Annotated in this window: 11 protein-coding genes; 2 read left to right on the plus strand and 9 right to left on the minus strand. The window is 72.4% G+C overall.

Going from position 1 to position 11732, the window contains the following annotated elements; genetic code table 11:
• Nucleotides 1–2 precede the first annotated feature (2 nt).
• From CFK38_RS15855 to CFK38_RS15865, 3 genes are all read right to left on the minus strand, one after another.
• Nucleotides 3–1748, minus strand: a complete 1746-nt coding sequence (locus CFK38_RS15855) for a potassium channel family protein (protein ID WP_096803945.1) — start codon at nucleotides 1746–1748, stop codon at nucleotides 3–5.
• Between the two features lie 132 nt (nucleotides 1749–1880).
• Complete coding sequence (locus CFK38_RS15860; protein WP_096803946.1) at nucleotides 1881–2576, minus strand: helix-hairpin-helix domain-containing protein; 696 nt, start codon at nucleotides 2574–2576, stop codon at nucleotides 1881–1883.
• The gene (locus tag CFK38_RS15865) at nucleotides 2573–3118 is read right to left on the minus strand and encodes a DUF6328 family protein (RefSeq protein ID WP_096803947.1); all 546 of its coding nucleotides are present in this window, start codon (nucleotides 3116–3118) and stop codon (nucleotides 2573–2575) included. The genes CFK38_RS15860 and CFK38_RS15865 overlap by 4 nt, the downstream gene beginning before the upstream one ends.
• Before the next feature lie 90 nt (nucleotides 3119–3208).
• Here CFK38_RS15865 and CFK38_RS15870 point away from each other — a divergent pair, with 90 nt between their 5' ends.
• Both CFK38_RS15870 and CFK38_RS15875 read left to right on the plus strand, forming a co-directional pair.
• Nucleotides 3209–4213, plus strand: coding sequence for a YdcF family protein (locus CFK38_RS15870; protein WP_096803948.1), 1005 nt, complete (start codon nucleotides 3209–3211; stop codon nucleotides 4211–4213).
• A 60-nt stretch (nucleotides 4214–4273) separates the two neighbouring features.
• Nucleotides 4274–5290, plus strand: a complete 1017-nt coding sequence (locus CFK38_RS15875) for a YdcF family protein (RefSeq protein ID WP_096803949.1) — start codon at nucleotides 4274–4276, stop codon at nucleotides 5288–5290.
• 51 nt (nucleotides 5291–5341) lie between these two features.
• On the opposite strand, the gene CFK38_RS15880 is transcribed toward CFK38_RS15875, so the two are convergent.
• From CFK38_RS15880 to CFK38_RS15910, 6 genes are all read right to left on the minus strand, one after another.
• On the minus strand, nucleotides 5342–6823 hold the full coding sequence (locus CFK38_RS15880; RefSeq protein ID WP_096803950.1) for a lipase maturation factor family protein: 1482 nt from the start codon (nucleotides 6821–6823) through the stop codon (nucleotides 5342–5344).
• 80 nt (nucleotides 6824–6903) lie between these two features.
• The gene (locus CFK38_RS15885) at nucleotides 6904–7620 is read right to left on the minus strand and encodes a M50 family metallopeptidase (protein ID WP_096803951.1); all 717 of its coding nucleotides are present in this window, start codon (nucleotides 7618–7620) and stop codon (nucleotides 6904–6906) included.
• Nucleotides 7621–7766: 146 nt separating this feature from the next.
• On the minus strand, nucleotides 7767–7970 hold the full coding sequence (locus tag CFK38_RS15890) for a cold-shock protein (RefSeq protein ID WP_089065594.1): 204 nt from the start codon (nucleotides 7968–7970) through the stop codon (nucleotides 7767–7769).
• Nucleotides 7971–8412: 442 nt separating this feature from the next.
• Nucleotides 8413–10896 carry an ATP-dependent DNA ligase gene (locus tag CFK38_RS15900; protein WP_096803953.1) on the minus strand — a complete coding sequence of 828 codons (2484 nt, stop codon included), beginning with the start codon at nucleotides 10894–10896 and terminating at the stop codon, nucleotides 8413–8415.
• A gap of 31 nt (nucleotides 10897–10927) precedes the next feature.
• Nucleotides 10928–11176, minus strand: coding sequence for a helix-turn-helix domain-containing protein (locus CFK38_RS15905; protein ID WP_096803954.1), 249 nt, complete (start codon nucleotides 11174–11176; stop codon nucleotides 10928–10930).
• On the minus strand, nucleotides 11177–11689 hold the full coding sequence (locus tag CFK38_RS15910; RefSeq protein WP_096803955.1) for a DUF2975 domain-containing protein: 513 nt from the start codon (nucleotides 11687–11689) through the stop codon (nucleotides 11177–11179).
• Nucleotides 11690–11732 lie beyond the last annotated feature (43 nt).

Consider the following 11732-nt stretch of genomic DNA (forward strand, 5'->3'; position numbering starts at 1 on the left):
GCCTATCGTCGGCCCGGTCGTCGGCCCAGCCGGCGCCGCCCGAGGTAGGTCTCGCGGAAGCGGCGCTCGGCGTGCCGGTCACCGAGCAGCAGCAGCTTCCCGGGGGCCGAGGGGATGGACTCGGTGTCGTAGCCCAGGGTGCCGTCCTCGTCGAGGACGGCGACGATATGGCAGCCGGTGCGCCGGCGCACCTCGTCGTCGCGCACCGAGCGACGCGCCAGCGAGGCCGGCCGCGGCACCAGGAACAGCTCATTGCCCTCGGCGACCAGCACCCGGTGGCTGAGCCCGGCGCGGTTCCACAGGTCGGTCGCGCCGATGGTGGCGTAGGAGAGCACGCTGTCCGCCCCGGCGCGATAGAGCGTGGCGACGTTGCGCTCATAGGTGGCGCGCGAGACCATCTGCAGCTCGGGACGCAGCCGACGGCAGAACAGGGTGAGGTAGACGTTCAGATCGTCGTCACGCGGCGTGACCAGCACGGCCGAGGCGCTCTCGAGACCCGCCCGGCGCAGGATCCGCTGATCAGCGGCATCGCCTGTGACCACCGCGTAGCTCGCGGTCCCCTCGAGCACCGAGTAGGAGTTCTCGACGCGCCCGGGCTCCAGCTCGACGATCGTGTTGGGCACCCCCTCGTCGCTCAGCGCACGGGACGCGGCCCGCCCCACCCGGCCGCCGCCGAGGATCACCACCGGGGCCTCGGAGACCGCACGGCTCTGGAACTGCGCGTCGTAGCGGGCGAGGTCATCCTCCTGGCCGGCGAGCACCAGCACGGTCGCGTCCGTGATCCGCAGATCGGGGGTCATCGCCCGCAGCCGCCCCTTGCGCATGATCGCCAGGATCCGCACCCGGGAGCGCAGCAGGGGCAGCGCCTCCCCCAGGGTCATGCCCACCAGGCCGGTGCCGCGGGCCGCGGCCTCGGCGATGATCGTGGAGCCGAAGCTGCCGATGGCGTGGAAGCGACCCGTCGAGCCCAGCACCCGGGAGGCCATCTCGCGTCCCAGCACCTGGCCGAGCTCGAGCACGTGGTCGGCGCCGGCGAGATCGAGCACGTCGACGGAGACCGGCTTCGAGGCGGTCACCGCGACGGGCACCTTGGCGGCGGCCTGCCGCACGGTGAACGCGACGTTGGTGTTCGCAGTGTCGGAGAGGGTGGAGACCACCAGGCGCGCCCGAGCGGCCCCGGCGCTGCGGTACGTCATCGCGGAGTCGAGGGGGCCGACGACCACCTGCCGCCCCTGGTCGTGCAGCTCCCCGGCGAGCGCGATGTCCTCGAGGATCAGGACGGCCGGGACCTGGCAGCGCTCGGCCCGGGCGGCGAAGGCCTGGGTGACGGCATCGGAGCCCACCAGCAGCACGTGGTCCCGCAGCGTCGGCGCGACCCGCCGCGGCGTCCGGGCGGCGCGACGCCGGTCCAGCCACGGCGTGACGACGTACTGGATCACGTAGAAGGGCAGCAGCACCAGGATGTAGACGATCCCGCTGAGCAGCACGCACATCGAGAACAGTCGGCCCAGGTCCGTGGTGAAGGTGATGTCGCCGTACCCCAGGGTGGACATGGTGGTGACGGTCCAGTACACGGCGGTGGCCCAGGAATGGTCCGCGACCTCGTGCGCCATCAGGAGCTTGAACACCACGGAGTACACGACCACCATCAGCGCGCCGACCCCGAGGATCACCACGCCCGACTTCGAGCGGCGGCGGACGAACTGCAGTCGTTCGGCGCGCGGGCGCTCAGCTGTCGACAGACCCATCGCTGTCCTCTCCACGACCGTCCGGGATCCGCTGACCGCCCGCGGGTGCGGGCCGGCTTCCGGGATCTCCCGGAGCACAGTAGGCCGCGACCGGGCGTCGATGCACCCGGCCCGGGCCGGGTGAGCGGAGGGTCACGGCGCGGCGCTGCCGGGACGGTCGGTGCTGTCGGGGCCCTGCGCCCAGGCGTGCTCGACCAGCTCACGCAGCGTGCCGGGGTCGATCGCCGCGAGCGAGCGCACCCATACGCAACCGGCGCCGCGACGGTGCTTCCCGAGCCTCGCCAGCAGCTCCTCGGAGCGGGGGAAGCCCTGGAGACCGTAGAGCGCGAGCTCGCCCCTGCGCGGGCTGAAGCCGAGCTGGAAGGTTTCCCCCTCGCGCCCGGAGGCGTAGCGATAGTGCACCTCGCCATAGCCGATCATGCTGGGCCCCCACATGGTCGCGCTCGCTCCGGTGGCCGCGCCGAAGATCTCCAGCAGCGCCTCCCCGTCGCGACGGCGACGGGGCTCGAGCCCGGCCACGTACTCGGCCGGATCGGCGGCGGTGGCGTGGGTCTTCAGGTCGCTCGCGCCGGTCCCCGTCGCGCCCCGGGTGACCACGTCCCGGCGCGTCTGCGGGGCGGGCGGGTCCTGCATCGTGGCGCCGTGCTCGGCGAGCACCGCCTGCAGTCGGCGCCCGGCCGCGGGGCCGACGCCGTGCAGCTGCGCCAGGTCCGGCCAGTCGCGTCCCGCGAGGTCGCCGACGGTGTGCACCCCCTGGGCGGCCAGGGCACGGGCGGCCGGGCGGCCGACGCCGGGGACGAGACCGACCGGGGTGGTGAGAGCGCTCATGGGAGGAGCGTAGGCGAGCTGGACCCCGCGCATCCTCTCTGGCGTCCGATCCGGGCGGGCAGCGCGACCAGCAGCAGCGCCATCATCGCCAGCAGCACCAGCCCCACCACCACTGCGTGGGAGCGGGTCAGCACGACGTCGACCACGAACACGGCCACACCGGTCAGCAGCACCCCGAGCAGCAGGATCGCCGTGCGCAGCAGCGTGTTGGCGACCCGGACCATCTCGTCCTTCACCCGCTGCCGGAAGAGCCGGCGGTGCATGCCCACCGGGGTGAGCAGCAGGGCGACGATCACCAGGGCGAGCAGCAGCAGTCCGAGGTACCAGCCCACCTGGAGCGCATCGAGCTGCTCGAAGCGGGCTTGGAAGGGCAGGACCATGAGGAAGGCAGCGAGGATCTGGGACCCCGTCTGCAGCACCCGGATCTCCTGGAGCAGCTCGTTCCAGTTGCGATCCAGCCGTGCGGCGACGGACTCCTCGCTGCGGTCGTACCCCTCGGCGCTCTCGCCGGTGTCGTCGCTCGGCCCGTCGTCGGCGCTCATGGACCCAGTGTAGGTATCCCGTCCCGCGGTGCGGCGAGCGCCGCCGCCTGCCGTGACAGGATGGGACGTCGCCCGGGAGAGGAGCTGTGCATGGTGGGGGTGGGGAGTGCGGCCGCCCTGTCGTGGACGGCGTATCTGCTGCTGTTCCGTCAGGATGCCCGCCGGCTGCGCACCGGGGTCGTCCTGCTGCTGGCGACCTTCTCGACCACCGCTCTCCTGGCCCGCCTCGTCCTGCGGGGGCGCCCGACGGGAGAGGTGCTCCTCCAGGTCGCGAGTGCACTCGGCCTGAGCGGGGCGCTCGCACTGGGCGCGACCGTGGTGGTCGGCTCGCTCGCCGTCTCCCGGGCCGAGAGCGGCCTCCCTGGCCGCGTGCTGTCGGGCCTGGGCGGGCTCGCCCTGCTCCTGTCCCCCTGGGTCGTGGCGGCCCTGGCCGGGGCCGGGAGCCCGCTCGGTCTCGGCGCGGCGGTGATCGCCGGGATGATCACGATGACCCTGGGGCTCGCGTATCTGGTGTTCCTGGGCGCCACGGTCCCCTACCAGCTGTTCCCTCGACCCCGTGAGGGCACCGGGATCATCATCCTCGGCTCCACCCTGTACGACGGACGCGTCCCTCCCCTGCTGCGTCGGCGTCTGGAGCGCGCCGTCGCCGAGCGCGAACGTCTCCTCGACCTCGGGATCGATCCGCTGCTGGTGCCCTCCGGAGGCAAGGGAGACGCGGAGAACCCCGCCGAGAGCGAGGCGATGGCCGCCCATCTCACTGCGGTGCTCGGGGTGCCGTCCGACAGGGTACGGGCCGAGACCGAGGCGCGCACCACCGAGGAGAACCTGATCCTCTCCCACCGGCTTCTCGATGACACCGGCCACCAGGGACCGTACATCGTCTCCACCAGCGGCTACCACGCGTTCCGGGCCGGGCTGCTGGCGCGCGGGCTGGGATTCGACGACGCGGTGATCGGGGGCCGGACCTCGCTGTCCTATCTCCCCACCGCGACGCTGCGGGAGTTCGTCCTGACCATGTCGTACCGCATGCGCTGGATCGCCGCGTCGCTCCCGGTGACGGCAGGGCTCGTCGTCCTGCTGCTGCGCGCCGCCTGATCGGTGCCGGGGCGCGGCGGCGTGTCAGGATGGGGCGCCGCACGAGACGAGGAGTCGTGGATGCTGGGAGCACTGATCGGGGCCGCCTTCTGGTGGGGGCTGTATCTGCTGGTCTTCCACCGGGACCGGCGCCGGGTGCGCAACGGTGTGATGCTGCTGATCGCGCTGTATTCGAGCCTGTCCGCACTCGCCCTGCTGGTGGAGACGACTCTCCCGCTGGGCGACCTCTTGGTGCTCGGCGTCGTGCTGCTCGAGCTGCTGGGGGCGCTCGGGCTCGGGGTGTTCATGGTGTGGAACGGGCTGACCATGGTGCGCAGGGAGGGGCGATCCCTGGGGAACCTGCTCTCGGGCCTGGCGGGCCTCGCGCTGCTGGGTGCACCGGTGGCCGCAGCGGCGCTGCTGGCCACCCTCACCCCGCTCGGGCTGGGGGCGGGAGCGCTGCTGGCGCTGATCTCGCTGCACATGGGGCTCGCGTTCCTGGTGTTCCTGTGCGCGTCGGTCCCCTACCAGCTGTTCCCGAGGAAGCTGCCCACGGAGGGGGTCATCGTCCACGGCTCCGGCCTGGTCCGGGGACGGGTGAGCCGACTGCTGCGCAACCGGCTGGACCGCGCGGTCGCCGAGCGCGAGCGACTGCTCGGCCTCGGCCTCGACCCGCTGCTGGTGCCCTCGGGCGGCCAGGGCGCGGACGAGCCCCGGACGGAGGGCGCGGCGATGGCCCAGTACCTCGTCGAGGAGGCCGGGGTCCCCGAGGACCGGGTCCGGGCCGAGACCGCGTCCCGGACCACGGAGGAGAACCTCACCCTCTCCCACAGCATCCTCGAGGATGCCGGGATCGAGGGGCCGTACATCGTCACGACCAGCAGGTACCACGCGTTCCGTGCCGCGCTGCTGGCACGGTCGCTGGGCTACGAGGACGAGGCCGTGGGCGGCCCCACCACGTTCTACTACGTCCCCAGCGCCACCCTCAGGGAGTTCCTCGCGGTGCTGTCGTACCGCAGGGTGTGGCTCGCGGTCTCGTTCCTGCCGGCCCTGGGGGTCGTGGCCCTGCTGGTCCGCGCGGTGACGCTGTACGCCTGAGCGCTCAGCGACGCCCGTGAAGGGCGTGCACCCGGTGCCCATCTCCGGGGGTCACAGCCGCGCCAGCTCCCCCAGCGCGGTGCGCGTCCACCACGCGCCGGTCTCCCGCCGCTCCTGCCCCGTGGCGTACCGGTACTCGAAGTAGCGCACCCGGATCCCCGTCGGCGCCGCACCGTCGAATGGATCGGTGCGCAGCAGCCGTCGCACCCCCGGGTCGCCCTGGCGCAGCTTCTCCAGCAGCGCCACGAACCAGGGCTCCGCCCCCGGGCGCAGGGCCAGAAACCACATCTGCCAGTCGAGCCGCAGATGGTAGGGAGCGAACTGCCGTGAGCGCCGTCGCACGTCCCCGGGCTTGCCGCGGAACTCGAACGGCAGCCACTCCGCCTCCGCGGCGGTGTCGGGGTCGGCGGCGCGGGTGCCCTCGATGATCACCTCGTAGCGCCGCTGGGTCATCGAGCCGAAGGCTCCGTAGGCGTTGACCAGGTGGAAGCGGTTGAAGCTGGCGTTCATCAGCTGGTGGGAGGAGAACAGGTTCCGCAGCGGCGCCCAGGAGAGGACCGCGAGCAGGGCGAACACGGCCAGGATCAGCAGCTGCCACCACAGCGGCGAGGCTCCGCCGGGAAGCGGCTCGCCGATGATCGGCCACCGCTGCCAGCCCCAGCCCGGCCACGGCCCGCCCCCGAGCCAGCGCAGGAACGAGTCGCTGATCGCGGAGAACGCCACCAGGATGGTGAGCCAGTTCAGCCAGGCGAAGTTGCCGGTGACCACCAGGAACAGCTGCGTGAGGATCACCGCCGCCGCGGCGATCGAGGCGATCGGCTGCGGGAGCAGGACCAGCCAGATCACCCCCAGCTGCACGGCGTGGCTGCCCAGCACCTCGAGCCGGTGCCACCAGTGCGGCGTGAGGTGCGCGCGGCGGCTGAGCGGGCCGGGCATGGGCTGGGTCTGGTGGTGATGGTCCATCGCGGTGAGGTCGCGCCAGGAGGAATCGCCCCGCAGCTTGATCATCCCGGCGCCGAACTCGAGGCGCAGCAGCATCCAGCGCAGGAAGAACAGGATCAGCAGCGGGGGCGCGACCGCATGGGAGCCCAGGAAGCCGACGAGGAACCCGCACTCCAGCAGCATCGACTCCCAGCCGAAGCCGTAGAAGATCTGGCCGACGGAGTGGATCGAGAGGTACAGGGCCCACATCGCCCCGAACACCACGATCGTGGTCCAGGCCGGTCCCTGCTGCGGCAGACCCAGCACCGTGAGGGCGCCGAGCAGCATCCCCGCCAGGCACATCACCCGCAGCAGACGGTCGCTGTACGGGGTGCGGCGCCAGCGGAAGAGCGTGGGCCCCGCCCGGTCACCGGCGCGCTCGAGGAAGTCGGGCGCCGGCAGCAGCCCGCGCTCGCCCAGCAGCACCGGGAACTGGTGGAAGGTGGAGAGGAAGGCGAGGAGGAACACCGCGGCGACGCCGCGCTGGATCACCTCCCGGGCGATCGTGAAGTCATGCCCGTCCAGCAGCCCCAGCCAGCTGCTCCAGTCCACAGCGCTCACCTCCGACGGCTCGGTCCCTGCCCCCGATCATCCATCGGGGGCGCGGGCCTGTCACGCCCCGGCGCGCGAGCTCAGACCAGACGGAGCAGGTGCGGGGCCAGACCGGTCCAGGCCCACCAGGTGCAGGCCGCGAGCACCACGGCGAAGCTCAGCGTCCACACCCATCCCGGCAGCGGCGTCAGCGAGGCCAGCTGGGCGGGGTCATCGGTGCGGCCGCCGCCGCGGATGACGGTGCCGAGGTGCCGCCAGGCACCCAGCAGCAGGAACACGCCGCCGGCGAGGGTGAGCACGGCGGTGAGCACCGGGCTCCCCCACCACCACAGCGCTCCCACCCCTGCGGCGGTGCCGAGCACGGCGGCCAGGGTGTGCAGGGAGCGGGTGAAGACCAGCGCGAGCACGAGCACCACCAGCGCGACGAACAGGGCGGTGGGCGCCCAGCCGTGCAGGGCGATCTGGGCCAGCACCGCGCCGATCAGTGCGGGCGCGGGATACCCGGCCCAGGTGGAGGCCACCCGGCCGAATCCGCGGCGGGGGCCGACGGTGACCGCGTGCCCGGACATGTCCGCGCTGACCACGAAGCCGGTGAAGCGGCGGCCCATCAGGATCCCGACGCCCGCATGGCCGAGCTCGTGGGCGATCGTCACCGCGAGCCGGGCGAGCCGCCAGGTGGGCAGCACCACCACCGCGAGCGCGACGAGCAGTGCTGTCGGCACCCACCAGCCGGTGGCGGGGGCGGCGTCGGGCAGCAGCCGCTGCACGATCTCGTGGCCGAGGGTGGGCAGGTCCATCCCGCCATGGTGACAGCACCGGCCCGGAACCGGCTGGGAGCCTGGGAGCACAGCTGCCACACGCGAGGACGCCCGCCTCCTCCGGCAGCTGCCGGAGGCGACGGGCGCCTACATCAAGCAGTCGCTGCGAGCAGCGACCGGAATGCTCAGATTCCGCGGATGTTCACTGCCTGCATGCCCTTGGGGCCCTGCTCGGTCTCGAACTCCACGCGCTGGTTCTCCTCGAGGTCGCGACGGCCGGTGCCGGCGATGGCGCTGAAGTGCGCGAACACATCGGCGGAGCCGTCCTCGGGGGCGATGAAGCCGTAGCCCTTGTCGGAGTTGAACCAGGTGACGATGCCAGTAGCCATGGCGATATTCCTTCGTAGTCGTGAACCACATTCGTGGCCCGGGTATCCGTGACGACGGCGCCGCCGCGGACGGGTTGCGACCGCGGGGGCCGCCTGAACCGCGGTCGACGACAGGACGTCGCCGATGCGGCCGATCTGGGGCCCGCAGGCCGTGGGGGACCCTCCGGCGAGCGCGGCGACGGATGCGTCGGCAGCGGCTCGGAGCCGAGAGGGGGAGGAGCGCTCAGCGGTGGCCGCGAGCGGGGTGTCGTACGTGGGCAGTGCGGAGGAGGTGATGAATTCCCAATTTCTTCGGAGTGCTGCGCGACCGTCGTCGGTCGCCCCCGAGGGAGGCATCCTGCGCCGTGCATGGCAAGACTACGCCATGGCGCAGGGTGCTCCCGCCGCGATGTGACCCACCGGACGATTCCGGGATGCGGCGCGGGACCCGCGCCCTTGTCCCTCAGGCCTCCCATCGCACGTCCGCGGCCTCCTTGTCGGGGCGCCAGCCGCGCCAGACGGGGTGGCGCAGCCGGCTGTCCTCGGTGCGCTCGGTGTGCTGGACCTCGCCCACCAGGTCCGCCCGCACCCACTCGGCGTCGCGGCGGTCCGCGGCGGGCACATCGGCGGCGGGTGGTGTCTTCCGGGCGCGGGAGCGCAGGCGGCCCCCGATCTGCTCGAGGTCGCGCGCGGTGAAGCCGGTGCCGACCCGGCCCGCGTAGTGCAGCTCTCCCTCGGCGTCGGGCACCGCGACCAGCAGCGAGCCGATGCCGCCGCGGCGCTCCCCCTTGCCGTGGCGCCAGCCGATCACCACCACCTCCTGGTGGCGGGCGTTCTTGAGCTTGAGCCAGGTGCGCGAGCGCTTGCCCGGCTGGTAGACGCTGGACTCCTGCTTCGCCATCACCCCTTCGAGCTGCAGCGTCTGCGAGAGCTCGATCGCATGGTCCACGTCGCCGTGGTCGGCGTGCGGGAGCTGCACGTGCTCGGTGGCGCCCACCGCCGCGAACAGCGCCTCGCGACGTTCGCGGTAGGGACGGCGCAGCAGTGAGTCCCCGCCGCGCACCAGCAGGTCGAAGAGCATCACGTGGACCTCGACGTCCTCTCGGGCCCGCTGGACGTCCCGCTGCCGGGTGAGCCCGAGCCGCTGCTGCAGGCGGGAGAAGGAGGGCCGGTCGCGGCTGTCCAGGGCGACGATCTCTCCGTCCAGGACGGTCTCCCCCGCCGTGCGCAGCGCGGCGTCCACGGCCTCGTGCAGCTCGGCGAGCTCCGGGAAGGTCGCGGTCATGTCCTTGCCGCCGCGGCTGGTGAGCCGCACCGCCCCGCCCGCGACGGTGGCGATGACGCGGACCCCGTCCCACTTCATCTCGAAGGCCCACTCGTCCTCGTCACGGATGTCCGCGCGCCGGCCGAGGGTGGCGAGCATCGGCGCGATCGGCTCGCCCCTCTCGATCTCGGTGTCGGTGTCGGCATTGGTGTCGCCGGCCTCCGGCTGGTCCTTCATCAGATGCAGCAGCCAGTTGTCCTTCGCCTTCTCCTTCGCCGCCGCGGAGCGGGACCTCCCGCCCATGCCGCCGGTGCGGATGAACGCGAAGCGGCGCGGGACGCCGCCGAGACCGCCGTCGGCCGCACCATGGCAGACCACGATCACCTCCTCGCCCTCGCGCCACTTCTCGATCTCGATGGCGCCGGTGTCCCAGATGGTGACGTCGCCGCCGCCGTACTCGTCCTTCGGGATGCTGCCCTCGAAGGTGCCGTACTCGAGCGGATGGTCCTCGGTCCGCACGGCGAGGCGGTTCACCTCGGTCTCCAGCGGCGGCCCCTTGGGCACCGCCCAGGACACCAGCACCCCGGAGTGCTGCAGGCGGAAGTCCCAGTGCAGGCGCGAGGCGTGGTGCTCCTGGATCACGAACATCGGCTCCGCGTCCTCGAGCGCCTCCTGTGCGGCCTCGCCCCCGGCACGGGCGGCCGGCACCGGTTCGGGGGTGCGCTCGGGGTCGCGCTTGGCGCGGTACAGCTCGAGCCGGTCGCGGGGCGCGGCGGCCGACGGGTCGGCGCTCGAGGCGAGGCCGAGCGGTGCGATCGGGTCGACGCCGTCCTCGGCGCGCGCGAGCACCTCGTCCAGCTCGAGCTGGGCGAGATCGGGGTCCTCGATCTCCTCCCAGGTGCGCGGGGCGGCGACGGTGGGGCGCAGCCGACCGCGCAGGGAGTACGGGCAGACGGTGGTCTTGCTCCCGTTGTTCTGCGACCAGTCCACGAGCACCTTGCCGGCGCGCTGGGACCGGGTCTGGGTGCTGATGACCTCCTCGGGGTGGTCCTCCTCCAGGGCGCGGGCGAGACGGCGCGCGACCTGCGAGACCTCCCGGGCCGTGGTCTCGCCGTCCAGCGGGGCGTAGAGGTGCAGGCCCTGGGAGCCCGAGGTGACGGGATACGCCTCCAGTCCCATGTCGGTGAGGATCTCGCGGCACCAGGACGCGACCTGCGCGCACTGGGGCAGTCCCGCGCCCTCGCCGGGGTCGAGGTCCAGGACCAGACGGTCGGGGTGTGCGGGCTCGAGGTCCCCGTCGAAGCGCCACTGCGGGGTGTGGATCTCGAGCGCGGCGAGCTGGGCGAGCCACACCAGCACCGCGGGCTCGTCCACCAACGGATAGGTGGAGATGCCGTCGTTGTGCTCGAGGTCCGCACGGGGCAGCCAGTCCGGAGCATGGTCCTCGAGGTCCTTGCGGAAGAACACCGTGCCGGGCTTCTCGGCGGTGCCCACGCCGTCCACCCAGCGCTTCCGGGTGGCGGGGCGGCGGGAGGCCTGCGGGATCAGCAGCGGGGCGATGCGGTGGTAGTACTGGATCACCTCGCCCTTGGTGGTGCCCGTGGCGGGATAGAGGACCTTGTCGAGGTTGGACAGCCTCAGCCGGTGGCCGTCGACCTCGACGTGCTGCTCGTGGCTGGCCATCCCCCCACTGTGCCCCTGATCCGGCGATACGTCACGGGACCGGCCGATCGGTCTGCCCCTGAGACTGCTCTCCCGGCCCGGGCTCCCAGCGCAGCAGATCCCCCACCTGGCAGTCGAGCACCTCGCAGAGCGCCTCCAGGGTCGAGAACCGCACCGCCTTCGCGCGACCGTTCTTGAGCACCGCGAGGTTCGCCGGCGTGATGCCCACCCGCTCGGCGAGGACTCCGACGGGCATCTTCCGACGGGCGAGCATGACGTCGATGTCCACCACGATCGGCATTCAGATCACCTCGTCGAGCTCGGACTGCAGACCCTCGGCCCGAGCGAGGGTCTCGGTCGCCTGCACCAGCAGCTGCCGCTGCACGAAGATCACCAGCGCCACCCCGGCCATCACCAGGGAGGCGCCGCAGATCATCCCGATCAGCCCGGGCGCCAGCTCGTCGCCGGGAGTGGTGCGATTGACCACGGCACCGAGCACGGCTACGCCGAACAGCACCAGCGCCTCCCCCGCCACGGCGCCGATGATCCGATCCACGTGCCGGAACGCCGTCGGCGAGAACACCCGCCCGTGCCGGACCAGGGTGAGCAGCCGCAGAATGCTGACCCCGATGACCTGGAGGCCGAGCACCCCGAGCACCACCAGCCCGGCGACCGTGACGATCGCCGCGAGCGGCGCCCCGGAATCGTTCATCTCCCAGCTCAGCAGCGGGACGATGCCGAGCTGGACGGCCAGGGAGCCGGCCAGGGAGAACCAGATGATGACGCGCAGGATCTGGACGGGTACGGCGCCCATGGCGACCTCCTATGTCGAAGAACAGGCTGAATCTATCGCTTGT

Origin of the sequence: Brachybacterium vulturis (assembly GCF_002407185.1) — a bacterium.
GTDB classification, from domain to species: domain Bacteria; phylum Actinomycetota; class Actinomycetes; order Actinomycetales; family Dermabacteraceae; genus Brachybacterium; species Brachybacterium vulturis.